This is a genomic window from Pedobacter yonginensis (genome assembly GCF_003173595.1).
Lineage (GTDB): Bacteria > Bacteroidota > Bacteroidia > Sphingobacteriales > Sphingobacteriaceae > Pedobacter > Pedobacter yonginense.
In genome coordinates this window covers 789,515-814,103 of record NZ_QGNZ01000002.1, presented here as the reverse complement: position 1 = coordinate 814,103, position 24,589 = coordinate 789,515, and the positions used below count along the sequence as shown (strand labels likewise).

Genomic DNA, 24,589 nt, shown 5'->3' with positions numbered 1-24,589 from the left:
CATTTATCCTACTTTACACTAAATAATTTACCCTACAGAAAGAAAGATGAAGTTAACGTTTTGGGGCGCTGCGCAACAGGTAACAGGAAGTATGCACTTGCTAGAGGTTGGAAGCTATAAAATATTGATTGATTGCGGATTGGATTACGAGAAGGATACTTACCAAGAAGAAAACCAACAATTCCCTTTTGATCCAGCCGATATAAATTTGGTTATTTTAACGCATGCACACATAGATCATTCTGGCAATTTACCAACTTTGGTGCGCTTTGGTTTTGAGGGCCAAGTGCTGTGTACACCACCCACTGCCGATTTAACAGCCATTTTGTTGTTTGATTCTGTTGAGCTTTTTTTACGAAAACAAGGACGTAAGCCTCGTACAAAGCGGGGCAACTTTAGTGGACCAAAACCTTTGTATCTGCATAAACATGTGATGGATACCATAGATCGCTTTGTAACCATCGCTTTTAATAAACCTTTTCGAATTAATGGCGACATTAGTTTAACTTTTATTCCTGTTGGGCATTTACTGGGTGCTGCTGCTGCTGTTTTAACGGTAAATGATCATGGAGAAGAAAAGAAAATTGCCTTTTCGGGAGATATTGGTAGAGACAATTACCCCGTTTTGGTTAAACCTGAACCAATACCTGAAGTAGATTATTTTGTTTGCGAATCTACCTATGGTGGCCGATACCATACCAAAGACCAAACCTTGGAAGAGCGGTTGGTTAAAGAAATTACGGAAGCTTGCATTAAAAGCCCTGGCCGACTTATTATCCCAGCTTTTAGTATTGGCAGAACACAATCTTTAGTGTTTGCACTAAACCAGATTTTTACCAAAAAACTTTTACCGCCGGTACAAATTTTTGTGGATAGCCCAATGGCATTACAAGCTACTGATGTTTACCGAAAACACCACAATTTGGTGAATCAGGAAGCAAAAGATTTTTACAAAACCATGGGCGATGAATTTGAATTTGAGCATTTGGCCTATGTGCACACCATGAAAGAGAGTAAGGATGTTTCCAACTATTTCGACCCTTGCATTATCATTTCTTCTGCCGGAATGTTGGAAGGGGGCAGAATTCAAGATCACCTTTACTACAACATTCAGAATTATTATTGCACGCTGCTTTTTATTGGATACTGCGCAAAAGGCACTTTAGGATACAAGTTATTGAGTGGAGCGCCAATTGTTAGAATTAAAGATCGAGAAATGATGGTTTATGCAACCATTCGTCAAACAGATTTACTAAGCGGTCATGGCGATCATGATGATTTGGTAAAAACGGTAAAACAAACTGGTAAACCCAAAAAAGTTTTTCTGGTTCATGGTGAAGATAAAAGCTTACAAAGTTTAACTACAGCCCTACAAGAGGAGGGTTTTAATGTAGTAGCGCCAGAAAAAGGGGAGATGTTTGAGATTTAGAAGCCCCTTTTAATAGGTGTTTCGTTTGATGGTTATTGGCTGATACTTCCTGCTCGCGCTTGCCCTCCCCTGTGGGAAGATTGGGTGTGGCCCTTTAACCCCTCACTTGCCCATTACCTCTTACCACCCATTTATAGCTGGTAAGTTCCTGCAAGCCCATTGGGCCACGTGCGTGGAGTTTCTGCGTACTGATTCCAATTTCTGCCCCTAAACCAAACTCTGCACCATCTGTAAAACCTGTAGAAGCATTGGCGTAAACCGCAGCAGCATCTACCTGATTCAAAAACTTAGTGATGTTTTCGGCATCTTCGGAGATAATGGCTTCGCTATGTTTTGAGCTGTAATTGGCAATGTGCTCTAGTGCTTCGTCTAAATCACCAACAACTTTTACGGCCAATTTAAGCGAGAGAAACTCGGTGCCGAAATGCGCTGCATTGGCGACATTTAAATACTGTGCAGGGTAAGATTCTTTTAAAACGGCGTAACTTTGTTCGTCTGCGAAAAGTTCTACATTGGCTGCGGCAAGCGGCGATAAAAGCACAGGTAAATCAGCAACTCTATTTTGCTGAACCAGAACACAATCTAAAGAATTACAAACACTTACGCGTCTGGTTTTTGCGTTGAAAATGATGTTCTTACCTTTTTCCAAATCGCCAGATTCATCAAAATAGGTATGTACAATACCAGCTCCAGTTTCTATAACCGGAATTTTACTATACTCCCGAACGTAGTTGATTAAGGACTGACTGCCACGAGGAATTAAAACATCAACAAAGCCCCTAGCATTTAATAAGGCTTCGGTTGCTGCGCGTTCTGCTGGCAATAAGGTTAAAACATCAGGGTTAATTCTGTGGTTCTCTAAAACAGTTTGGATGACTTTAGCAATGGCTAGGTTCGAAAACTCCGCATCACTACCGCCTTTTAAAATGGCAACGTTTCCGGTTTTAAAGCAAAGTGAAAAAACATCTGCCGTTACATTTGGCCTGGCTTCGTAAATTACACCCACCACACCCAGTGGAACCCTTGTTTTCTGGATTTGGAGTTTGTTTTCTAAAATTTGATTTGAAAGAATTTCTCCAAGCGGACTTACCAAACCCGCCACATTTTTAATATCGTTGGCAATGTTAACAATGCGCTCTTGCGTAAGTTTCAAGCGATCGTATTTTGGATCTTCTACATCCATTCTATCCAAATCCTTCGCATTTTCGGTCAGGATGGTATCGCTATGCAAAACCAAAAATTTAGCTAAATCTAGTAATACAGCATTTGTTTTTTCTGGAGAAATGCTGGTCATGGTGCGACTGGCTTGCTGTGCCCTTTCGAAGTATTGTTTGTAATCCATATTATTGTAAAGTATCAGAGCGTAAAAGACCTGCCTTTTTAGGTCTCTCTATTTGCTGTGGTCTCTCTGCTTAAATTGCAGCATAAAAATAATCGTAATGTACTAAAGCTTTCTGCTTTTTTTGTCCTATTCTTTCCCTGGCCTTATCAGAACCGTATTCCGCAATACCCAGTCCGATTAGGTTGTTGTTTTCATCAACAATTTTAATGATATCGCCCTTTTGGAAATCAGATTGAATGGCAATAATTCCAACGGGTAATAAACTGGTTGCCTTACCAGAAATTAATACATTTTTAGCCCCTTCATTAAGTTGGACAACGCCCTTAGCCGATGTTTCTGAATGCGCAATCCATTTCTTTTTGCCCGATTTAATTTTTTCAGGAATGAAATGAGTGTGAATCAAATCGTTCTTTAACAAAGCAATCAGCACATGATCTGTAGTCCCGTTTGCAATGTGAACAGAAATACCCAATTTGGCAACCTTTTGAGCCATAGTTGATTTCGTAACCATTCCTCCACGCCCAAATTGCGATTTCCCTGTTTGAATGAATGAGGCCAGATTAGAAACTGACCCCTTAATTTCCTGAATCACTTGCGACCCATCCTCCTTAGGATCGCCGTTATAAATTCCGTTTACATTGGAGAGTATAATCAATGCATCAGCATTTAACATAGAAGCAATTAAACCCGCCAATTCGTCGTTATCGGTAAACATTAATTCGGTAACCGATACCACATCATTTTCGTTTACTACAGGAATTACATCATGGGTGAGCAAAATCTGTAGGCAGTTTTTCATATTGAGATAATGTGCCCGATCTCGAAAGTCTTCTTTGGTAACCAATACCTGAGCACATTTTATTTCATGTTCTGAAAAAAAGTTAGAATAGGCATTAATCAGTTTCACCTGCCCAATGGATGCCAATAATTGACGTGCGCTTACCGCATCTTGTCTTTCGGAAACTTTAATTAAACTTCTTCCAGAAGCTACTGCGCCAGATGACACCAATATCACCTCAATGCCAAGCTTTTTGAGCTCAGCCAACTGATTTACAAGATGTTTAATTCTCGCTTCATCTGGCAAACCATCGGCTTTGGTAATGACATTGGACCCAACCTTAACAACAATTTTTTTGTAACCTAATTTCATTATTATTACACTCGCAACATTTAATGCGGCAATTTAACATCTATTTTTAAAATTCGAATGAATATCAATGTGATGATGAATTTTTGCCAATTTGATAATTCTGTACCCTCATCTAAATCTCCGATAAAAACTTTATATTGCATTAACCTCAACCCCCTAATGGTATTATGAAACTGATTTTACCTAGCATGCTGTTGCTTTGTGCAATTACAGCCTGCAACTACCCAAAAAAAACAGAGATGGAAACGTATAAATGGCCCGATGCTAAAGCCCCAGTGGCAGAGATTATTCCGAAAAAAAGAATTTTACATGGCGACACCGTAATAGATAACTATTATTGGATGATAGATTATTTTAAAAAAGGCCCAGACAGCACAAAAGTTGTTGATTATCTGAAAGCAGAGAATACCTATTTAAATACCATGATGAAGGGAACCCAAAAGTTTCAAGCAGATTTATTTGCCGAAATGAAGGCCAGAATCAAAGAAAAAGACGAAACGGTTCCCGTATTTAAAAATGGCTATTTCTATTATACCAGAACCGACGATGGCAAACAATACTTTAAATATTGCCGTAAAAAAGGAAGCCTAAGCGCTCAAGAAGAAATCTTGTTGGATGTGGATGATTTGGCAAAAGGACATGCATATTACAGTGCTACAGGCTTTAGCATCAGTCCCGATAACAAACTCTTGGCCTTTGGGGTCGATAAAGTTTCGCGCAGGCAGTACACCATAAACATCAAAAACCTAGAAACTGGCGAGGTATATAAAGATGCCGTAACCAATACCAACGGAAGAGCCGTTTGGGCCAACGACAATAAAACCCTTTTCTATACCGCCAATAATCCGATAACCTTATTGAGCGAAAAAATTAAAAAACACACTTTAGGCGCCGATGCTAAAAGCGATGTGATTGTTTATGATGAAAAAGACAACACCAATTACATCGGGGTAGGAAAATCTAAAAATGGTAAATTCATTTTAATTGAATCGGAAGGTACACTAAGTTCCGAAATGCGAATGCTTGATGCAAAGCATCCGGAATCAAATTTTAAGGTATTTTCGCCTCGTTCAAAAGATGTGCTTTATGATGTTTATCCTGTTGATGGTAAATTTTTAATTCGCACCAACTGGAATGCAAAAAACTTCCGGCTGATGGAATGCCCATTGGATAAAACCGAAAAAGAAAACTGGAAAGAAGTGATCCCCAACCGTTCTGACGTACTTTTAGAAGGCGTAGAAGAATTTAAAGAATATGTGGTGCTATCTGAACGTAAAAATGGCTTAACCGATTTGCATGTACTTAAAAAAGATGGCAGCGATTATTACATCAAATTTGATGAACCTGCCTATGATGCAGGCCTTGGCTCTAATGCAGAGTATGATAGCAAAACCTTTCGCTATGCCTATACCTCGCTAACCACACCCAATTCTGTTTACGATTATGATTTGAATACACGTAAACAGCAGTTAATGAAACAACAAGAAGTGCTTGGCGGATACGACCCTAAAGAATATGTAACTGAACGTGTTTTCGCAAATGCTAAAGATGGAACTAAAATTCCAATTGCTTTGGTCTATAAAAAAGGATTTGAAAAGAACGGAAATTCGCCATTATTGCTCTATGGTTATGGTTCTTACGGGGTAAATTCTGATGTGTACTTTTCTACACCAAGATTAAGTTTGCTTAACCGAGGCTTTGTTTTTGCAATTGCAAACATTCGTGGCGGACAAGAGCTTGGCCGGCAGTGGTACGAAGACGGTAAGTTGATGAAAAAGAAAAATACCTTCACCGATTTTATCGCCTGTGGCGAATACCTGATCAATCAAAAATACACCAGCAAAGGACATTTGTATGCTAATGGGGGAAGTGCGGGTGGATTATTAATGGGCGCAGTTGTTAACTTGGCTCCAGATTTATGGAACGGTGTAATTGCAGATGTTCCATTTGTTGATATGGTAAACACCATGCTAGATGAAACGATCCCTTTAACCACAAATGAATTTGATGAATGGGGAAATCCGAAGAAAAAAGAGGCTTACGACTATATGAAAAGCTATTCCCCTTACGAAAACGTAGAAGCTAAGGCCTATCCAAACATGTTGGTTACTACAGGCTTGCACGATAGTCAAGTTCAATATTTTGAACCGGCAAAATGGGTTGCAAAACTTAGGGCCACAAAAACCGACAAGAATGTGCTCCTGCTAAAGACGAATATGGAATTTGGCCACGGTGGTGCATCAGGCCGTTTCGATTATTTAAAAGAAGAAGCTTTAGGCTATGCCTTTTTCTTTGCCTTGGAGGGAATACGTAAATAATAATATAACTTGAGTTCGGGTTAAGTCCTAAGGGGAACCAATTAAATCAATATCCATTAAGATGCTGAAATAAAATCAGATGACGTAAGCCTCTAAAATATCGTTATCGGAAATCGTTACCCTGATTTATTTCAGGGTCTCAGTTTTTTTAAAAGATATTTTTGTTATCCCGAACTCAGGTTAATATATTTAGTGTGAGTTGATGTCTCGTAAATGGCATTAACTCAATAAATTTTACTTTCAATACGCATGAATTCAAAATTAAAAACGCTCCAAATCATTCATCTTGCACTTTGCGCTGGTATATTTCTATTTGCCATCGTTACCATTATCATCAATAAGAACATGATGGTGTTCGATGCAAAACTCGAAAATACGGCACCCCTTAACCCCAGTTTCCCAATTATTGGTATGGCAACTTTAGGTGCAAGCATCTTTTTGAAAAAACAACTCCTTTCTAAAATCAATCCAGCCCATTCTTTGGATGCAAAGCTAGGGCAATATCAAGCAGCCTTTATTGTAGCTTCAGCCTTTTTGGACGGCGGCGCGCTTTTAAACATTGTTGGTTTTTTTATAACAACAAATGCATTCTTTTTAATTTTTGCAGGGATTAGTCTCTTTTTTTTAATCCGTAGTAGGCCAACCAAAGATAAAGTGATATCGGATTTACAATTGCAATACCCAGAAAGCGAGGCATTGTAAGCAAATAGCCTTATCTTTGCCTTCCAATGGAATACAATGTTCATACCCTGCCCAATGGCATCCGCTTATTGCATGTACCTTCAGCTTCCGCAATATCTCATGCCTGCATAATTGTAAATACAGGCTCTAGAGATGAACCAGAAAACAAAGCTGGCTTGGCGCATTTTATTGAGCACCTCATTTTTAAACGCACCGAAAAGCGCAGCACAAACCAGATATTAAATCGATTAGAAAGTGTAGGGGCCGATTTAAATGCTTATACCACCAAAGAATACACCTGTGTACATGCCTCTTTTTTGAATCCATATTTGGATAGAACGTTAGATCTTTTCAACGACATTATTTTTCATTCTACCTTTCCAGAAGATGAAATGGATAAAGAAAAGAGTGTTATACTTGATGAAATTGCATCTTATTTAGATCAACCAGAAGAAGCCATAAACGACGATTTTGAAGACATGCTATTTGCCGGTAATGCCTTGGGGAACAATATCTTAGGCACCACCGAGTCGGTTCAAAATTTTACCAGAACAGACATCATAAACTTTCGAAAAGCAAATTACCGAACCAATGAAATCGTTATCGCTGTTTTAGGGAACTACACCTTCAATAGCATCATTAAAAAAGGCACCAAGCACTTTACTGATGTAGAAGAAAATTCGCCCACCCAAAACAGAATAAAGCCAAGCATCTTAGCCCCATCTAACACCACGATTTACAAACCGATTATGCAATCGCATTGTATTGTGGGGGCTCAAACGTATTCCACACACGATAAAAAGAAAGCTGGATTAATGTTGCTTAACAACTATTTTGGCGGTAATGGAATGAGTTCGGTATTGAATCTTCAAATCAGAGAGAAGTATGGGATTGCTTATACCATCGAATCTAATTTTTCTCCACTAAGCGATACCGGAATTTTTTCCATCTATTTTGGAACAGATAAAGAAAAACAACAAAAAGCCTTATCGCTAATCTTCAAAGAAATTAAGAAGTTAAGAGATTATCCCCTCAACGATTTGCAGTTGCAAAAAGCCAAAAACAAATTCATTGGTCAAATTGCTTTGGGCGAAGAAAATCGGATTGGCCTAATCATCTCTATGGCCAAAAGCTTAATCGATCATAACAAAATCGATTCGTTAGAGCAGGTTTTTGAAAAAATAAACCAGGTTACAACCAAAGAAGTAGCCGAAATCGCCGACGAAGTTTTGGATATTGATAAACTGAATATTTTTACTTTCAGCCCAATATTGGAATAATTGTTATTTTTGTAAATAATATTCCGTTCTCCCAAATCAAGAAGTATTTTTTGATGTAAAATAAAATGACATACCAAACGGTTATGCGGGCATAGATCCTCTGACAGCATGCATACTCAAAAAACACGATAACAAATACGTTCAGATTCAATGATCTGAAAAATAGCATACACAATGAAATTACCAATAGTAGCTTACGGCGATCCAGTATTAAAAAAAGTTGGAACCGATATAGACCAATCCTATCCAGAACTAAAACAGTTGATTAGCGACATGTTCGACACCATGTATTATGCCAACGGTGTGGGCCTTGCTGCACCACAAATTGGCTTGCCAATCCGTTTATTTATTGTAGATACGGGTGAAGATGACGATGGAAAAGCAGGTTACAAAAGAGTATTCATAAATGCCCAGATTTTGGAAGAAACAGGTGAAGCCTGGAGCTTTAACGAAGGATGCTTAAGCATTCCAGATATTCGCGAAAATATCATGCGCAAACCAAATATTAAGGTAAAATATTTTGATGAAAACTGGGTTGAGCATATTGATGATGTTGATGGAATGCCCGCCCGCGTCATTCAGCACGAATATGATCACATAGAAGGAAAGCTCTTTACAGATAAGGTAAGCGTTTTACGTAAAACATTACTTAAAAGTAAATTAGATGCCATTTCAAAAGGAAACATCAAAACAGACTACAAAATGAAATTTCCGAATAAGAGTAAGAAAAGATAGTTCAGATTTAACTTGAGTTGAACTAATAAATATCTTTTGAAACGGGTTGGTCTTGCTGAATTCCAGCTTAGGGCTAAACCAAACTCAGGATTAGATTTAGAAAATAGAAGGGAAAATGGGAACATTTTCCTTTTTTTTTGCCTTTTAATTCTCGTTCCGGCTTTTATCGCCATCAAAAATTTGCTGCATTAATTTACCCCATGCAAAAGGATTTAACAATGGGTTGGTTTGAACCATGTTCTTATTAATCATCCGATCAAAGTTATAGCGATAGTTCTGACTTCCAATTTCCTGCCCATCACGCGGTAAGGTTTGAATCAAACCGTCAATAGAAGATCTTGAAAGATTTTTCTTGGCTATGGCCATATCATCATCAGCCAGCTTCATCGATAAAAACTCACGCGTAAATTCTTCCGTTGTGGCCCAAGGGAAAACACGCACGGTTGGCAGGTTAATTACCTCCGCTTTAAGCTTCACCATGATGGTGTATTTGTTATCTGGAGTGGTAGTAGGTATAACCGTTGAGAATTTTTTATAACCAATTGCCGTAAACAGAATTGTATCACCCGGATTTACAATAAAAGTGAAATAACCCCTATAATCGGCAGCAACGCGTTTGCTTTTTGCTGAAAGATTGGTAATAGTTACGTATGGAATTACATTTGTACTGTCCATATCGGTTATAATCCCTGAAAATTGAATAAGCTTATCCTGGGCCGGCTTTTGTTGGGCAAAAGCGGTTACAGAACAAATCAATAAAATTAGGGTAACGCAATATCTCATTAAGACAAAAGTAATTTTAATAATAAAACTTCCTTGTTAAATATTGTTAAAGCTATTCTTGCTCGGCCATATTAACGGCAACAACCGAGGTAATTTCTGGTACAGCTTTGATAATGGCTTGTTCAATTCCAGATTTCATAGTCATAAAACTCATTGGACAAGAACCGCAGTTTCCCAAAAGCTTTAATCTAACGATGCCATCTGAAGTAATTTCTTCAACAGAAACATTCCCCCCGTCTGCCATCAAATATGGTCTTATGGTTTCCAATGCCTGTTCAACTCGCTCTGTTAAATTCATTATCTGTTTTTTAAAATATAAAAATAGTAATTTTTTAGCAATTCGCCACTTGCGCGTTGTTAATGGAAATTTGCTGCGCAATTTTACTTGCAATATCTCCAAACACAACATCCAAAAGCGGGTTTTGATTTAATGCTACAGGTTTTCCGCTATCACCTGCTTCCGAAATGCTTTGAATAATCGGAATTTCACCCAGAAAAGGAACATCAAATCGCTCTGCCAATTTCCTTCCGCCACCATTTCCAAAAATGTAATATTTATTGTCAGGCAACTCAGCTGGGGTAAAATAAGACATGTTTTCAATTACACCCAAAACCGGAATGTTAATCCCTGGCATCCTAAACATCGCCAAGCCCTTATGGGTATCGGCCAAAGCCACCTGCTGAGGGGTAGTTACCACCACCGCACCAGAAATTGGGAAACTTTGAGTTATGGTGATGTGAATATCGCCAGTGCCTGGAGGAAGATCAACAATTAAATAGTCCAAGGCTCCCCAATTCGTGTCGTTAAACAACTGCTTAACCGCATTCGAAGCCATTGGCCCACGCCATGGTACAGGCTGACCAGGATCTGCAAAGAAGCCAAGGGATAGTAATTTTATCCCATATTTTTCTATCGGTAATATTTTTGTTTTGCCATCTGCCGTTTCCTCAGCACCAGGTTTAGCATCAACTAAATCGAACATGGTTGGTACAGATGGGCCGTAAATGTCAGCATCAATCAAACCAACTTTAGCACCGTTTTTAGCCAAAACAACGGCAAGGTTGCTGGCTACAGTAGATTTACCAACACCACCCTTACCAGATGAAACCAAAATGATGTTCTTTATGTTATCTAACGAAGATGAATTTATGGGTTGAGTAACGCGAGAGGTAACATTGATGGACACTTGAGCTTCGGCAGATACAAAATGCTTTATTGCATTATTACAGGCATTTTTCAGCATTTCCTTCATCGGGCATGCTGGTGTTGTAAGTTCAAGCGTAAAACTTACCTGATTGTTGTTTATCTGTAAATCCTTAATCATGTTTAAGGTAACCAAATCCTTTTTAAGATCTGGATCTTCTACATTTTTAAGGGCATCTAAAACTTGTTGCGGGCTTATCTGCATCATATTAATTTAAATTCAAAATTAACAAAACGTAGCCACAAATACTTTTATTTAGGGTTTTTAACTGTAATTTTAACACGAAATAAACATTTAATTGTTACGTTTAAGCAATTAACCATTTTAACGACTATATGCAATTACCAAAAATTAAGATCCCTAAAAAATATTTAAAAATTGGTGCCTGGATTTTTGGCGTTATTTTGATTATTTGTATGGCGCTAGGGGCTGTAGCATATAGTAAAAGAGAAGCTCTTCTGAAAAAGATGGTTGCGAAAGCCATTGCGAAAGCAGATAAAGATTATGGCCTCGACGTTAAAATCGGTTCAGCAGGCTTTACCGGATTAAGCACCGTAAAAATGACGGCAATTTCTGTCGTACCAAAAGATCGTGATACCCTTTCAAACATAGGCGAGCTCAGTGTTGGCGTTAAATTATTCCCTTTACTATTCGGGAACGTTAAGTTATCAGAAGTAAAACTGAATGATGGTTATGTTAGTATCGTTCTGAAAGATTCGACAACCAACATCGATTTCATCTTAAAAAGGAAGAAAAAAGACAGCACAGAAAACAAGGGTAAAGCCAACTTACCAGAAATAGCAAACAACATTCTAAATCAGGTTTTGTATAAAATTCCTGATGATATGGACGTAAAGAACATGGTTTTCAAATTTAACGACCATGATACTGCCAAACTGAGCTTCGCCACAACGGCCACAATTGATGGTGGTGATTTAAAATCGACCATCAATGTAAATAACGGAGAGTCCACTTGGCACATTGATGGCTTGGTAAAACCTGGCAGGAAAAAGCTAAGTTTTAGTGCTTACGCAGATGGAAAGAAGCTCGAATTGCCCTACCTAAATCAAAAGCTTCATGCAAAATTAAGCTTCGACACCCTACAAACGGAACTTAAAGACGCAGGCTATAGTGGTGATGATTATAAAATCTCTGGTTCTTGGTCCGTTAAAAATATGTTAATTAACCAAGCGAGAATTGCAAGTAATGACATCATTATTCAAAGTGCAAAGCTTGATGCTGATGTTTTAGTTGGGCCAAATTTTATTGCTTTGGATAGCACCTCAACCGCTTACCTAAAAGATGCGGAAATCCATCCTTACGTTAAATACACCTTAGGCAAAAATAAAATTTACGAACTTAAGCTCAATGCAGAAGAACAAGATGCGCAGGCGGTGTTGAACGCCTTTCCACAAGGCCTGTTCGAATCTTTAGAAGGGTTGAAGGTTCAAGGAAAGGTTAAATACAATTTGAATTTTTATCTAGACACCAAGATTCCAGATAGCGTTCGCTTCAGTTCTACCTTAACACCGGTTGATTTTAAAATTATCCAATGGGGCAAAACAAATTTGCAGAAAATTAACAGTCCTTTTGTTTACACCCCATACGAGTATGGCAAACCCATGCGAGACATTACCATCGGTCCATCAAATCCAAACTTCACACCGCTATCATCCATCTCAAAAAACTTTATCAATGCCGTATTAACTGCTGAAGATCCTTCATTCTTTACGCATAACGGCTTCGTGGAAGAATCTATTCGCAAATCTATTGCCGTAAATTTTAAGGAAAAGAAATTTAAAAGGGGCGGCAGTACCATTAGCATGCAGTTGGTAAAAAATGTTTACTTAAGTCGCCAAAAAACACTTGCCCGTAAAGCCGAAGAAATTCTTATCGTTTGGCTGATTGAACACAATCATTTGGTGAGCAAACAACGGATGTTGGAAGTGTATTTCAACATTATGGAACTTGGCCAAAATATCTATGGGATTGGAGAAGCCTCAAGATATTATTTCGGCAAACAACCTGCCGATTTAACCATTGGCGATGGCCTTTTCTTAGCTAGTATAGTTCCGAAACCAAAAGCCTCTATGTACAAATTTATGGCGGATGGAAGCTTAAAGCCTTATATGTTTAATTATTTCCGATTTATGGGAAACATTATGGCGAGAAGAGGCTTAACACCTGGCGACACTTCTGGATACGGTTTTTACAACGTTCGTTTACGTGAGGGCTTACGCCAATATTTAGCCCCAGATACTGCGGTAGTTGATACAACAGCTTTTGATGAGGAGGATGAGGGAATGCCGCCCGTAATTATGCAGGATAAGAATAAAAATCTATTCGATAGGATTTTTGGAGGCGGTTCAAAAAAAGACACAGGCAATAGGCAGGCCATTAAGCCAGGCGATACCGCAAAAACCAAAAAACAATTGCGCCAAGAACGTAGAGAACAAAGGCGTAGAGAGAAGGAATTAGAAAACCCTCAATAAGAAAGCATACATTAACCAAACGACTCCAGAAGTGCATAAAATTAAAGTAGAAGATAAAGAATTCGAGATTTTTTTAGAAAACGATACCATAAATAAGCGAATTCGATTGATCGGAATTCAAATGAATGTGGATTATGAAGGCAAATGTCCCTTATTTATTGGCATTTTAAACGGAAGCTTTTTATTCATGGCCGATTTAATCAAAGAAATTAATGTGCCATGCGAAGTCGCTTTTATGCGGGTAGCCTCATACGAGGGCACATCAAGCTCAGGCAAGGTGAAAGAACTTATCGGCTTGCCAGAAGATATAGAAGGCCGAGACATTGTAATTGTTGAAGATATTGTAGATACAGGCCTTACCCTAACCCATATCTTAAAAACCATCAAAGAGAAAAAACCAGCATCAATTAGGGTGAGCTCCTTACTGCTTAAACCAACAGCTTTGCAATACGAAATAGAAGAGTTGGAATACGTTGGATTTGAAATTCCTAATGAATTTGTGGTGGGCTATGGATTAGACTATAATGGCTTAGGTAGAAACCTAACCGATATTTACAGAGCAACAGAAGCATAATTATTAGATTGGATTAATTTATTTTTTGCACCTTTGCCCAATAATTTTAACAAAATGACCATACATAAAGAAGGCTACACCACTATAGCTTTAACCATATTGTTTATTTTCATCATAAACGCCTTTGTAGATTACAAATATTATGATGTAACCTGGTTGCGTTGGTTTATTTATATTTTTTCAGCCGCATTATTTATTATTGTTTTACAGTTTTTCCGCAATCCAAGCAGGAGTTTCTCTGCGGGCGAAAATTTGGTAATTTGCCCTGCCGATGGTAAAGTTGTGGTGATAGAAGAAACAGAAGAAGGTGAATATTTTAAAGACAAACGCTTACAGGTTTCTATTTTTATGTCGCCGGTAAATGTTCACATTAACCGCAATCCAATCTCCGGAGTGGTTAAGTTTTTCAAATATCACCCAGGTAAATATCTTGCTGCCTGGAATCCAAAATCTTCAACAGAAAACGAACGTACAACTACGGTAGTAGAGCATAAATCTGGCACACCCGTTTTATTTCGTCAAATTGCCGGTGCTTTAGCACGTAGAATAGTTTGGTATGTTAAAGAAGGCGATCAAGTGGTACAGGCAGAGCAATTCGGTTTCATCAAATTTGGTTCAAGAGTAGATGTTTTTCTTCCTGTAGGCACCAAAGTTAATGTAGAACTTAATCAAGTTGTAAAAGGCGGAATTACTACCTTAGCTACCTTAAGCTAGTTTAAAAACACCAACCAAGATTTTATAATTGACATCAGGCTTAGTCTGGTTAATCCTTTGGGCTCACAATGAACCCATTGATTATGCTGCTTGAATATCTGAAGATAACTTAAAAACACACAAAGCTAAATCTGTTTCTGCAATTAGTCGGTGGCATCATTACCCACCTTATCGTCAGTTCCTGCTAATTTATCACTAATCAGCCGCTGAGTAGGATAGGCAAAATCAGATTTATTGCGCATTACAATTTCCATGATCTTGAAGTTAATTTCCTGTTTTATAGACAGATAATCGTTATATGCAGTAATCGAAACAAAATAAATAACCTCTATATTTAAAGCGGAATCGCCAAAACCCTCAAAGTATGCATTGCCATCGTCACTGGTATCGGCATGATCTCTAATGTAAGTCCTAATTTCATCAACAATTTTTTTAATGGTTTCTGCATTGGTTTCGTAAGTTATTCCGAAAGAGAATTTTACCCTTCTAAAATTTCTCAAACTCATATTTTCGAGTACTCCATCAATCATCCCTTTGTTCGGAATGGTTGCCATGGTTTTTTCTGTAGTACGAATAAGCGTACTTCTAAAGCCAACCTTTTCTACTGTACCCTCAACACCATCTACCTTTACCAAATCGCCCACTACAAAGGGCTTATCCAAGAAAATGGTGAAAGAGCCCAATAAATTTTCTAAGCTTTCTTTTGCGGCAAGCGCAATGGCAATACCACCAATACCCAAACCTGTAATCAAGGTTAAAACGTTAACCTCAAATACAAAACCCAAAAGGGTAAAAAAACCAATGAAAACCACTATCGTTTTAAAAAGCTCCTTTAAAAATGGCACCAATTGATCGTCAGACTTACTTTCGGTTAGAGAAGCCTTAAACAGGAGTACATGCGAAATGAAATCGATGATGCGTAAGATAATCCAAAAGATGGATAAAATGATTAAGAACAGAAAAATACGATCAATACACTCGCCTATGGTTACAGGGATTAATTCCTTTACCTTGCCAACAATTTTGTGATAGTGAAATACCGCTACCTCCAAGGGATGAGACAACTGATTGATCGAGAGGTACAATGTGGTGAAAAGCATAAACACCTCGATAGGCTTTAACAACAAGCCAACAAAGGTGTCATCATGCGATTGCTGAGAGAAACTTTTAAAGAGTGTGAATAAAAGCTTGCTCAAAAGCTTAGAAACAAGCCTTCTAAATATAAGCCCAACTAAAAGAATTCCACCGAAAAGAAAATAAGCCTTTACGGTGTTCCCCCAGAAAACCTGGTCGAAAAAAGCAGCGTTTAACATACGGCAAAGATATAAACAAAAAAACCTCCACGATTTGGTCGTGAAGGTTATATCTTATAATAAAGAATATTATTTTCTCAAAGATTTGATACGAGCAGCTTTACCAGTTAAAGCACGTAAGTAGAATAATTTTGCTCTACGAACTTTACCATAGCTATTCACTTCTACTTTCTCAATGTTTGGAGAGTTGAAAGGGAAAATACGCTCAACACCAACGCCGTTGCTCATTTTACGAACTGTGAAAGTTTCGTTAGCACCTGCACTGTTACGTTGTATTACAACACCTTGGTAAATTTGAACACGTTCTTTATTACCTTCGCGAATTTTATAGTGTACGCTCACTGTATCGCCAGACTTGAACGCAGGAAAATCTTTTTTCGCGATGGCCTGCTCTTCAACAAATTTTACTAAATCCATGATTTTAAGCTATTAAACCGACTTTCTTTACCTTGAAAATCGGATTGCAATATTAGGGAAATATTTTGATATAAAAAAGTCTAATTTAATTTTTTCCACAATCTTTTAGAAATCCACAATCGATTAGGTTAAATGCTTCTATTCCAAAAGGTCAGGACGACGTTTCTGAGTGCGCTCTAAGGCCTGTTCGTGCCTCCATTCGTTTACTTTTGCCTCATGCCCACTCAATAAAACATCAGGCACTTTATGCCCCCGCCAATCTGCAGGGCGGGTGTAAACCGGGGCATCGAGTAATTCTCCTTGGAAACTATCCGAAAGGGCAGAAGTCTCATCATTTAAAACGCCGGGGATTAACCGCACTACTGCATCTACCACAATCGCAGCGGGCAGTTCTCCGCCGCTTAACACATAATCGCCAACAGAGATCTCTCTGGTTACAAAAATATCGCGTATGCGTTGATCTATTCCTTTATAATGACCGCACAAAATAATGATGTTCTTTTTAATGGATAACTCGTTCGCTGTGCTTTGATTTAAGGTTACCCCATCTGGGCTCATAAAAATGATTTCATCATAGTCACGCTCCTCCTGAAGCTTTTCAATACAAGCGGCAAAGGGCTCAATGCTCATTACCATTCCACTGCCGCCACCATACTGATAATCATCTACGCTTTTTTGCTTATTGGTAGCGTAATCCCGTAAGTTATGGACAACAATTTCGGCAATGCCTTTTTTCTGTGCCCTTTGCAAAATAGAATGTGCAAACGGACTTTCTAATAAAGCGGGCAAAACGGTTATAATATCAAAACGCATGTCGCAAAGGTAAGAATTGAGGTTGGAGTTTACCTAAGTTCTAAAAAATCTAATTACGCCTAATCTAGCGTATTCACCTTAACCAGTTCATCAACCCATTCCAATTTAGAACCGCCAAGCTTGCCGTCAACAACGCCACTCATCTTCAGCTTTTGGTTCTTTTCGCTGAGCGTAAAATAGTTAACATATTGTTTTCCTGCTAATTGGTAAAGTGCATCGGCCCGCGCATAGGTGATATCAAGAACGTAGGTATTGTTAGATAAAATTTTATAAGACCCACTGTGGGTGACGATCTTTGTACCATTCTCTTTTGAGAGGTTGTAAAAGCTACCGTCAGATTTAAAAACAATACTACTTCCGGGATGATTAACCACATTCCAAATTCCAACAAACGGTTTAATCTCCCTTAAATTGGCCTGCTGTGGTGTTTTGCAACAAACGATTGAAATAACCGCAAATAAGAATGCAGTGTATTGAATGAATTTTTTGAGCATGTTAATTTTGGTTAGGATGAAAGCTAAAACTAACAATTTAATTGCTCAAAGCCAAGGGTTTAGTTCAGATAAACATCTAAAAGACCCTCAGGGAGATCTAACGTCAAAATTTTCTCTTCATCATCAATTTCTACAATAAAATCTTCATTTAAAGGAAAGAGGATTTCTGTTTCTTTGTAAAGGACAGTGGCAACAAATTGCTGCGGGTATTCATTTACCTCCAGTATCTCGCCCAATTCGCCCAGCGTTTCATCCACAGCCATAAAACCTTTAAGATCGGTGTAAAAAAATTCATCTTCGGCTCGTTCGGGCATTTGAGCAATGGGTAGATATAATTTTTTCTTTAAAAGAGGTTGGGCCTTATCGATGTGATCTACATCATCAAAATTGAAATAACCCGTTTTATTTGCTTGAAGCTTTGCAGAAGCGACGAAATAAGGGACAAGCTTTCCATTCATGTCTGCAAAAACAACGTCGAACGTTAATTTTTCATATTCATCAAATTCAAAAAAGATCTGTACTTCACCTTTTAAACCCCTTGTTTTAGTAACGTATCCTATATAAAATGCTTCTTCGTGTTTCATAACCCTTTGGTTTAATCATCTTCAAGCGTGTAGCCAAGTTTAAATAATGTGCGTTCGGGATAACAAAAATATCCTTTAAAAAAAGCCAAGAACCTCGAAATAAATTTAAGGTGACTACATCCGACAAGTATCTTTCAAAACTCGTTCGTCATGCTGAATGTATTTCAGCATCTTAATGGATATTGATTGCTTTGGTCTCTCTCCCTTAGGGCTTAAACTGAACTCATGTTAAATTGGTACACCCAAATTTTGATGACATTTTTAGTTAAAAAAATAGCGTTCCGAAAGTTTCGGAACGCTATTTCATTGCAACAAAATAATAAATTATTCTGCGCCTTCTTCTTTAGTAGCTTCTGCTGCAGGAGCTTCTTCAGTAGCTTCAGCCTCAACAGCTGGCGCTTCTTCAGTAGCTTCTTCTTCAACAACCTCTTCTGCAACTGGTGCATTTTTGGCTGCAATAGCGGCTGCTCTATCTTCTTTTTTCTTAGCTTCTGCAACTAATGCCGCTTTACGTGCATCAGCTTTAGAAGTAGCTAAACCTTCTGTTTTACCAGAAATTTTGCCAGCTTTAGCATTTAACCAAGCAGTAAATTTCTCATCAGCCTGTTCTTGAGTTAAAGCACCTTTTTTAACACCACCTTCTAAGTGTTTTTTGTACAAAACACCTTTGTAAGATAGGATTGCGCGAGCAGTGTCAGTTGGTTGTGCACCACTGTTTACCCATGCCAAAGTTTTTTCGAAGTTAATTTCGATGGTTGCTGGATTGGTGTTTGGGTTATATGAACCTAAACGCTCAATAAATTTACCATCACGTGGAGAGCGAGAATCTGCTACCACTACATGGAAAAAAGGTTTCCCTTTTTTACCGAATCTTTGCAATCTGATTTTAGTTGCCATTTCTTTTGTATTTATGTATTCAACATAGTTCCCGGAGCTTCGTGCTGCGGGGCTGCAAAGATAACTAAAATACTGTAAATTAAAAACATAGTTTAATTTCTTTGTTTTAAGGATATTTGACCCAAAATTTTTGCAGATACGAAATGGAAAGAATTGCAATTGATATGGATGAGGTAATTGCCGATCCCCTTGGAAAATTTATTAAACTTTATAACAGAGACTTCGGTGTTCCTCTTGATTTGAAAATTGATGCTGGGAATGAAATTTATCATCATGTTCCGCAAGATGTGAACAGGAAATGGTTTGATTATATTAACGAACCAGGCTTTTTTCGCGATTTAGAGGTGATTGCCGATAGCCCAAGGGTAATTAAGGCCTTACAAGAAAAATATGATGTGTATATTGTTTCTGCGGCGATGGAATTTAGAAATTCTCTAATCGATAAATACGATTGGCTTGCCGAACACTTTTCATTTATAGATTGGCAGCACATTATGTTCTGCGGAAATAAAATTGTTGAGGCAGATATACTCATTGATGATCGAATTAAAAACTTTGTAAACTTTAAAGGGCGACCGCTTTTATATACTTCGCCGCATAACCTGCTGATTACGGAATACGAAAGGGTTAATAGCTGGGAAGAGATTGCAGGATTGTTGCTTTAACGTTAATTAATTGGCAATTGCTCAAAACAATTTACCCCTTGGTGGTGATTCATCAACCAATTTATATAGCATAAAATAAAGATTAGAAAAGCAATAGCAGCAATGCTTTGGTATGGTTCTGTCCTGCTGTACCTCCAAGCGCTATGAAAAATAGCGGCTTTCCGTCCCATCAGGTTTAGTTTTCAACCGTAGTGATTCAATTAACGTTTTGGGCAAAGAAAACCCTTGGTTAATGGTGCAGCAGCACCAACCGACCGTATTCTAATGCATATCCCTTTAGATAATGTACCTAAGGCAGCAGTTTATTGTGCAACAGCCCGAGTAAAATAAACCAGATTGAAACGGCAGCCCCCGATTTTTGCTATCGGGGCTATAGTGAAAAGCTGGACGAACATTAATACATGCACTGCCCTTGCTTTACAAATTTTATAAGCTGTTAATCAACTAGTTAGTTTGGCCCCTGCAAATGAATTTTTATACAGTTACCCTCTTTCGATGCCTTGGTTTGTGTCTTAACGAAAACAATAAAACAATTCGATGATGGTACGTGAGGACACGTACCATGGCGGTTGTACCTAAGGCAGCTGTTTATTGTGCAACAGCCCGAGTAAAATAGACCAGATTGAAACGGCAGCCCCCGATTTTTTCTATCGGGCCTATAGTGAAAAGCTGGACGGACGAAAATAGATGCACTGTCTTTGCATTTCAAATTTTTTAAATTGTTAATCAACTAGTTAGTTTGGCACCTGCAAATGAATTTTTATACAGTTACCCTCTTTCGGTGACTTGGTTCGTGTCTTAACGAAACAATAAAACAATTCGATGATGGTACGCGAGGACACGTACCATGACGGTTCGCAGTCCATCGTGCACCAGCCCGAGTAAAATAAACCAGATTGAAACGGCAGCCCCCGATTTTTTCTATCGGGGCTATAGTGAAAAGCTGGACGAACGAAAATAGATGCACTGTCCTTGCTTTACAAATTTTATAAGTTGTTAATCAACCAGTTAGTTTGGCACCTGCAAATGAATGTTTTACACAGTTACCCTCTTTCGGCGCCTTGGTTCGTGTCTTAACGAAACAATAAACCAATTCGATGATGGTACGTGAGGACACGTACCATAGCGGTTCGCAGTCCATCGTGCACCAGCCCGAGTAAAATAAACCAGATTGAAACGTCAGCCCCCGATTTTTTCTATCGGGGCTATAGTGGAAAGCTGGACGAACATTAATACATGCACTGCCCTTGCTTTACAGATTTTACAAGCTGTTAATCAACTAGTTAGTTTGGCACCTGCAAATGAATTTTTATACAGTTACCCTCGTTCGGTGACTTGGTTCGTGTCTTAACGAAACAATAAAACAATTCATTCACAATAAACAAATGTTTGAAAATCAATAGCAGAAATGCGTCGCCAAGGTTTTGTCACCTTGAACCTCCAAGCGCTATGAGAAATAGCGACAACACAGCATGTAACATTTTACGAAAAAACCATTCTAATTATAAAAAACTAAATTATGTTAGTAACCACAACGCCTACCTTAGAAGGCAAAAAAATAGTCAAATATATTGGCCTTGTAACAGGCGAAACGATTATTGGTGCAAATATTTTTAAAGATTTATTTGCCGGAATTACAGATATTGTTGGCGGAAGATCAAGCTCTTATGAGCGTGTTTTGCGTGAGGGAAAAGATACTGCAATTAACGAAATGCAACAATATGCGGCTGCTTTGGGTGCCAATGCAATTGTTGGGGTAGATTTAGATTACGAAACCGTTGGTAGCGGCGGGAGCATGCTAATGGTTAGCGCAAACGGAACAGCAGTAATTATAGAAGACTTATAGAAATACAAATCGGATGAATGATCTTGAAAATCATTCATCCGATTGTCTCTTAAAACGACAAAATGTCAATCAATTTTATCCACGTAGAGCTTACCTGCTCTGCATTGATGTGCTTTATTGCATGGTCAAAAGGGGTAAAAATCATTTCGCGGTTAACCTGTCCGGCCATAACACCACTTTCGCCATTAATTAATCCTTCTACCGCAGAAACCCCTAATCGGCTTGCCAATACGCGATCCATGCAGGTTGGTTTTCCCCCGCGTTGAATGTGCCCCAACACGGAAACTTTAGTATCATAATGTGGGTATTTAGATTGTAAAATTTCACCCACTTTAAAAGCACCACCTGCATCGTCGCCTTCGGCCACAATGATAATTTTTGATGATTTATCTTTACGACTATGCTCCAATTTATGCAAAACGTCTTCTACGCCCATATTTGCTTCGGGGATGAGGATGGCTTCTGCACCAACTCCAATGCCACTTCGTAAAGCAATCAAACCAGAATCTCGACCCATAACCTCTACAATAAAGATTCGATCGTGTGATTCTGCTGTATCTCTAATTCTATCTACAGCATCAATTACCGTATTAATGGCAGAGTCGTATCCAATGGTAAAATCTGTACCGGCTAAATCATTATCTATAGTTCCAGGCAAACCAACTATAGGGAAATCAAACTCCTTTGAAAAAATGTTCGCTCCGGTAAAGGTTCCATCACCACCAATAACAACCAAAGCATCTATATTTCTTTCTTTTAGGTTTTTATAGGCTGTTTGTCTGCCTTCAACAGTTCTAAATGCTTCACTACGAGCGGTTTTTAGTATGGTTCCACCACGCTGAATGATATTAGCCACCGATTTCCGATCCATAGGGATGAAGTCGTTATTGATTAAGCCCTCATACCCACGAAGAAAACCCGTTACTTCAATATCATAATAAATGGAGGCTCTTACTACAGCCCTAATCGCGGCATTCATCCCCGGCGAATCGCCGCCAGAAGTTAAAACACCTATATTTTTTATCTTATTCATTTGTTTTTTTCTTGAAAGCTTCTTTTCCGCTATCTAAAAATTTAATATAATTTTCAGCATTATAATCGGCCCCTTGTGGTGGAACCAAAACATTCCCCTCTGCATCAATAATAATGTACTGTGGTTGAGAATTGCTATTGTAGGTTGATGCCTGAAAATCACTCCATTTATTTCCAATGGTTTTTATTTTTTTCTTGCTAAAGTTAGAAACAAATTGTTCAGATTCTGGCAATTCAGTTTTATCATCCACTACAAGTTCAGCCATTACAAAATCTTCCTTTAATCTTTTTGCTACTGCAGGATTAGACCAGACGTTGTTTTCCATCTTTCTACAGTTGACACAATTCCATCCTGTAAAATCTACCAATACAGGTTTATTTAATTCTTTAGCAGCTTGTTTAGCCTGTTCGAAATCATAATAAGGATCAAATCCTTTTGGTGTTAATCTGTGAAAAATTTCTGCATATTTTTTTTCTTTGATTGAAGTTTTTGCAGTAGATGAAGATTGAATTGATGTTAAATTATTTAGGTCAAAATCTTGTGTTGCAGTTGGTGGTAAAAAAGCACTAATCGATTTTAGAGGTGCACCCCACATGCCAGGGATTAAATAAATAACCCAAGCAAAAACCAGTATCGCTAAAAATGTTCTTGGTACCGACAAAAATGGTAAATCACTATCATGAGAAAATTTTAGCTTTCCAAGTAAATACATGCCCATCAAAGCAAAAATTGCAATCCAAATGGCCAGAAAAACTTCACGATCTAGTAAATTCCAATGATATGCTAAATCTACATTTGACAAGAACTTGAATGCAAAAGCAAGCTCAATAAAACCAAGCACCACCTTTACGCTATTTAACCAACCGCCCGATTTAGGTAATGATTTGAGTAATGATGGAAACAAAGCGAATAGCGCAAAAGGAATAGCTAATGCCAGCGAGAAACCAAACATTCCTACAGCCGGGCCTAGGCGATCCCCCTTTGATGCTGCATCTACCAACAAAGTTCCCACAAGCGGCCCTGTGCAAGAAAAAGAAACTAGTGCAAGGCTGAATGCCATAAAAAATATACCTACTAAACCGCCCTTGTCTGATTTTGCATCAATTTTGTTTACGAAGGCACTAGGTAATGTTATTTCAAAAGCGCCCAGAAAAGATGCTCCAAAAACAATGAGCATCAAAAAGAAAAATGCATTAAATATTCCATTTGTGGATAGGGCATTTAACGTATCCGAACCGAAAGCAATAGTTACAAACATGCCCAGTGCCACATAAATAATGATAATAGAAATACCATATAAGAAGGCGTGACCAATTGCTTTAGCCCTGCTTCCGGCCTTCTTTGTAAAAAAGCTGACCGTTAAAGGCACCATCGGAAAAATACAAGGCATTAAAAAGGCAAGAAATCCCCCAAATAATCCTTTCAAAAAAGTCTGCCACAGAGTTAATTTTTCAGCATCAGTGGTTTTACTCTTTGCTACAACAGGGGCTTTAACCGTATCCTTTTTAATCGAATCTTTAACAATGCCGTTTGCTGCGCTATCTTGAGCCGATCCGACTTCCGTAAACTGGATATCATCTGGAGCAGAGGCAGTAGTATCTTGCAATACCGAAGCGTAACTTTTAACCGCAGGCAATGCAATAAACATTGAAGCAATTAAGATTAATAATAAAACCTTTTTCATTTGGATGTTTTGTGTGTGTGTTGAAGCTGTGAAATTAAGAATAATTTTTAAAGGATTAATCTTTGATGCTTCCACGCCATTAGATTTTACTTTAAACAGAAACAGTCCCAAAAATCGGGACTGCCTATGTTATATTTTAT

At 38.3% G+C, this 24,589-nt stretch carries 23 protein-coding genes; 10 read left to right on the top strand and 13 right to left on the bottom strand.

Annotated elements, in window-relative coordinates; all coding sequences use genetic code 11:
• Positions 1-46 precede the first annotated feature (46 nt).
• Positions 47-1,429, top strand: a complete 1,383-nt coding sequence (locus tag DHW03_RS10345; RefSeq protein ID WP_109925713.1) for an MBL fold metallo-hydrolase RNA specificity domain-containing protein — start codon at positions 47-49, stop codon at positions 1,427-1,429.
• Positions 1,430-1,523: 94 nt separating this feature from the next.
• Here the strand turns inward: DHW03_RS10345 and DHW03_RS10340 are convergent, their stop codons facing one another.
• Both DHW03_RS10340 and proB read right to left on the bottom strand, forming a co-directional pair.
• Positions 1,524-2,771 (bottom strand): glutamate-5-semialdehyde dehydrogenase, encoded by a 1,248-nt coding sequence (locus tag DHW03_RS10340; protein WP_109925711.1) that lies wholly within the window; start codon positions 2,769-2,771, stop codon positions 1,524-1,526.
• A 70-nt stretch (positions 2,772-2,841) separates the two neighbouring features.
• Positions 2,842-3,921: a glutamate 5-kinase gene (gene proB / locus DHW03_RS10335; protein ID WP_109925709.1), complete on the bottom strand. Its 1,080-nt coding sequence runs from the start codon at positions 3,919-3,921 to the stop codon at positions 2,842-2,844.
• A gap of 167 nt (positions 3,922-4,088) precedes the next feature.
• Here proB and DHW03_RS10330 point away from each other — a divergent pair, with 167 nt between their 5' ends.
• The 4 genes from DHW03_RS10330 to def all read left to right on the top strand — a co-directional run bounded on the left by DHW03_RS10330 (position 4,089) and on the right by def (position 8,935).
• Complete coding sequence (locus DHW03_RS10330; RefSeq protein ID WP_109925707.1) at positions 4,089-6,239, top strand: S9 family peptidase; 2,151 nt, start codon at positions 4,089-4,091, stop codon at positions 6,237-6,239.
• A 249-nt stretch (positions 6,240-6,488) separates the two neighbouring features.
• Positions 6,489-6,941, top strand: coding sequence for a hypothetical protein (locus tag DHW03_RS10325; RefSeq protein WP_109925705.1), 453 nt, complete (start codon positions 6,489-6,491; stop codon positions 6,939-6,941).
• 26 nt (positions 6,942-6,967) lie between these two features.
• The gene (locus tag DHW03_RS10320) at positions 6,968-8,200 is read left to right on the top strand and encodes a M16 family metallopeptidase (protein WP_109925703.1); all 1,233 of its coding nucleotides are present in this window, start codon (positions 6,968-6,970) and stop codon (positions 8,198-8,200) included.
• A gap of 174 nt (positions 8,201-8,374) precedes the next feature.
• Positions 8,375-8,935 (top strand): peptide deformylase, encoded by a 561-nt coding sequence (gene def, locus DHW03_RS10315; RefSeq protein WP_109925701.1) that lies wholly within the window; start codon positions 8,375-8,377, stop codon positions 8,933-8,935.
• Positions 8,936-9,079: 144 nt separating this feature from the next.
• On the opposite strand, the gene DHW03_RS10310 is transcribed toward def, so the two are convergent.
• The 3 genes from DHW03_RS10310 to DHW03_RS10300 are packed head-to-tail and all read right to left on the bottom strand — an operon-like array spanning position 9,080 to position 11,127.
• Positions 9,080-9,718, bottom strand: a complete 639-nt coding sequence (locus DHW03_RS10310; protein WP_109925699.1) for a peptidase associated/transthyretin-like domain-containing protein — start codon at positions 9,716-9,718, stop codon at positions 9,080-9,082.
• A gap of 52 nt (positions 9,719-9,770) precedes the next feature.
• Positions 9,771-10,016 (bottom strand): NifU family protein, encoded by a 246-nt coding sequence (locus DHW03_RS10305; protein ID WP_109925697.1) that lies wholly within the window; start codon positions 10,014-10,016, stop codon positions 9,771-9,773.
• A 34-nt stretch (positions 10,017-10,050) separates the two neighbouring features.
• The gene (locus DHW03_RS10300) at positions 10,051-11,127 is read right to left on the bottom strand and encodes an Mrp/NBP35 family ATP-binding protein (protein ID WP_109926020.1); all 1,077 of its coding nucleotides are present in this window, start codon (positions 11,125-11,127) and stop codon (positions 10,051-10,053) included.
• 131 nt (positions 11,128-11,258) lie between these two features.
• Here DHW03_RS10300 and DHW03_RS10295 point away from each other — a divergent pair, with 131 nt between their 5' ends.
• Genes DHW03_RS10295 through DHW03_RS10285 form a run of 3 tightly spaced genes read left to right on the top strand, consistent with a single transcriptional unit; the run spans position 11,259 to position 14,703 of the window.
• Positions 11,259-13,415: a transglycosylase domain-containing protein gene (locus DHW03_RS10295; RefSeq protein WP_109925695.1), complete on the top strand. Its 2,157-nt coding sequence runs from the start codon at positions 11,259-11,261 to the stop codon at positions 13,413-13,415.
• A 31-nt stretch (positions 13,416-13,446) separates the two neighbouring features.
• Positions 13,447-13,989, top strand: coding sequence for a hypoxanthine phosphoribosyltransferase (gene hpt, locus DHW03_RS10290; RefSeq protein ID WP_109925693.1), 543 nt, complete (start codon positions 13,447-13,449; stop codon positions 13,987-13,989).
• A gap of 54 nt (positions 13,990-14,043) precedes the next feature.
• A complete protein-coding gene (locus DHW03_RS10285) occupies positions 14,044-14,703 on the top strand; it encodes a phosphatidylserine decarboxylase family protein (RefSeq protein WP_109925691.1) in 660 nt (219 codons plus the stop codon).
• A 143-nt stretch (positions 14,704-14,846) separates the two neighbouring features.
• Here the strand turns inward: DHW03_RS10285 and DHW03_RS10280 are convergent, their stop codons facing one another.
• The 6 genes from DHW03_RS10280 to DHW03_RS10255 form a co-directional block, all read right to left on the bottom strand.
• Positions 14,847-16,016 carry a mechanosensitive ion channel family protein gene (locus DHW03_RS10280; protein ID WP_109925689.1) on the bottom strand — a complete coding sequence of 390 codons (1,170 nt, stop codon included), beginning with the start codon at positions 16,014-16,016 and terminating at the stop codon, positions 14,847-14,849.
• A 69-nt stretch (positions 16,017-16,085) separates the two neighbouring features.
• Complete coding sequence (gene rplS / locus DHW03_RS10275; protein ID WP_039474107.1) at positions 16,086-16,433, bottom strand: 50S ribosomal protein L19; 348 nt, start codon at positions 16,431-16,433, stop codon at positions 16,086-16,088.
• A 138-nt stretch (positions 16,434-16,571) separates the two neighbouring features.
• Positions 16,572-17,246, bottom strand: coding sequence for a tRNA (guanosine(37)-N1)-methyltransferase TrmD (gene trmD / locus DHW03_RS10270; RefSeq protein WP_109925687.1), 675 nt, complete (start codon positions 17,244-17,246; stop codon positions 16,572-16,574).
• A gap of 59 nt (positions 17,247-17,305) precedes the next feature.
• Entirely contained in the window at positions 17,306-17,740 is a 435-nt protein-coding gene (locus DHW03_RS10265; RefSeq protein ID WP_133248519.1) for a hypothetical protein, read from the bottom strand.
• A gap of 59 nt (positions 17,741-17,799) precedes the next feature.
• Positions 17,800-18,324: a ribosome maturation factor RimM gene (rimM, locus tag DHW03_RS10260; RefSeq protein WP_109925683.1), complete on the bottom strand. Its 525-nt coding sequence runs from the start codon at positions 18,322-18,324 to the stop codon at positions 17,800-17,802.
• A 324-nt stretch (positions 18,325-18,648) separates the two neighbouring features.
• Positions 18,649-19,221, bottom strand: a complete 573-nt coding sequence (locus DHW03_RS10255) for a 30S ribosomal protein S16 (protein WP_109925681.1) — start codon at positions 19,219-19,221, stop codon at positions 18,649-18,651.
• 143 nt (positions 19,222-19,364) lie between these two features.
• Between DHW03_RS10255 and DHW03_RS10250 the strand changes: the two genes are divergently transcribed.
• Both DHW03_RS10250 and DHW03_RS10245 read left to right on the top strand, forming a co-directional pair.
• Positions 19,365-19,886 carry a 5' nucleotidase, NT5C type gene (locus DHW03_RS10250; protein ID WP_165825405.1) on the top strand — a complete coding sequence of 174 codons (522 nt, stop codon included), beginning with the start codon at positions 19,365-19,367 and terminating at the stop codon, positions 19,884-19,886.
• Positions 19,887-21,405: 1,519 nt separating this feature from the next.
• Entirely contained in the window at positions 21,406-21,732 is a 327-nt protein-coding gene (locus DHW03_RS10245; protein WP_109925679.1) for a heavy metal-binding domain-containing protein, read from the top strand.
• Between the two features lie 49 nt (positions 21,733-21,781).
• On the opposite strand, the gene pfkA is transcribed toward DHW03_RS10245, so the two are convergent.
• Both pfkA and DHW03_RS10235 read right to left on the bottom strand, forming a co-directional pair.
• Positions 21,782-22,765, bottom strand: coding sequence for a 6-phosphofructokinase (pfkA, locus tag DHW03_RS10240; RefSeq protein ID WP_109925677.1), 984 nt, complete (start codon positions 22,763-22,765; stop codon positions 21,782-21,784).
• A complete protein-coding gene (locus DHW03_RS10235; protein WP_109926018.1) occupies positions 22,758-24,449 on the bottom strand; it encodes a protein-disulfide reductase DsbD family protein in 1,692 nt (563 codons plus the stop codon). Before DHW03_RS10235 ends, pfkA begins: the two co-directional genes overlap by 8 nt.
• Between the last annotated feature and the right edge of the window lie 140 nt (positions 24,450-24,589).

Coding starts and splice junctions, on each gene's coding strand:
- DHW03_RS10345 (WP_109925713.1), top strand. CDS start 47: ATGAAGTTAACGTTTTGGGGCGCTGCGCAACAGGTAACAGGAAGTATG.
- DHW03_RS10340 (WP_109925711.1), bottom strand. CDS start 2,771: ATGGATTACAAACAATACTTCGAAAGGGCACAGCAAGCCAGTCGCACC.
- proB (WP_109925709.1), bottom strand. CDS start 3,921: ATGAAATTAGGTTACAAAAAAATTGTTGTTAAGGTTGGGTCCAATGTC.
- DHW03_RS10330 (WP_109925707.1), top strand. CDS start 4,089: ATGAAACTGATTTTACCTAGCATGCTGTTGCTTTGTGCAATTACAGCC.
- DHW03_RS10325 (WP_109925705.1), top strand. CDS start 6,489: ATGAATTCAAAATTAAAAACGCTCCAAATCATTCATCTTGCACTTTGC.
- DHW03_RS10320 (WP_109925703.1), top strand. CDS start 6,968: ATGGAATACAATGTTCATACCCTGCCCAATGGCATCCGCTTATTGCAT.
- def (WP_109925701.1), top strand. CDS start 8,375: ATGAAATTACCAATAGTAGCTTACGGCGATCCAGTATTAAAAAAAGTT.
- DHW03_RS10310 (WP_109925699.1), bottom strand. CDS start 9,718: ATGAGATATTGCGTTACCCTAATTTTATTGATTTGTTCTGTAACCGCT.
- DHW03_RS10305 (WP_109925697.1), bottom strand. CDS start 10,016: ATGAATTTAACAGAGCGAGTTGAACAGGCATTGGAAACCATAAGACCA.
- DHW03_RS10300 (WP_109926020.1), bottom strand. CDS start 11,127: ATGCAGATAAGCCCGCAACAAGTTTTAGATGCCCTTAAAAATGTAGAA.
- DHW03_RS10295 (WP_109925695.1), top strand. CDS start 11,259: ATGCAATTACCAAAAATTAAGATCCCTAAAAAATATTTAAAAATTGGT.
- DHW03_RS10285 (WP_109925691.1), top strand. CDS start 14,044: ATGACCATACATAAAGAAGGCTACACCACTATAGCTTTAACCATATTG.
- DHW03_RS10280 (WP_109925689.1), bottom strand. CDS start 16,016: ATGTTAAACGCTGCTTTTTTCGACCAGGTTTTCTGGGGGAACACCGTA.
- rplS (WP_039474107.1), bottom strand. CDS start 16,433: ATGGATTTAGTAAAATTTGTTGAAGAGCAGGCCATCGCGAAAAAAGAT.
- trmD (WP_109925687.1), bottom strand. CDS start 17,246: ATGCGTTTTGATATTATAACCGTTTTGCCCGCTTTATTAGAAAGTCCG.
- DHW03_RS10265 (WP_133248519.1), bottom strand. CDS start 17,740: ATGCTCAAAAAATTCATTCAATACACTGCATTCTTATTTGCGGTTATT.
- rimM (WP_109925683.1), bottom strand. CDS start 18,324: ATGAAACACGAAGAAGCATTTTATATAGGATACGTTACTAAAACAAGG.
- DHW03_RS10255 (WP_109925681.1), bottom strand. CDS start 19,221: ATGGCAACTAAAATCAGATTGCAAAGATTCGGTAAAAAAGGGAAACCT.
- DHW03_RS10250 (WP_165825405.1), top strand. CDS start 19,365: ATGGAAAGAATTGCAATTGATATGGATGAGGTAATTGCCGATCCCCTT.
- DHW03_RS10245 (WP_109925679.1), top strand. CDS start 21,406: ATGTTAGTAACCACAACGCCTACCTTAGAAGGCAAAAAAATAGTCAAA.
- pfkA (WP_109925677.1), bottom strand. CDS start 22,765: ATGAATAAGATAAAAAATATAGGTGTTTTAACTTCTGGCGGCGATTCG.
- DHW03_RS10235 (WP_109926018.1), bottom strand. CDS start 24,449: ATGAAAAAGGTTTTATTATTAATCTTAATTGCTTCAATGTTTATTGCA.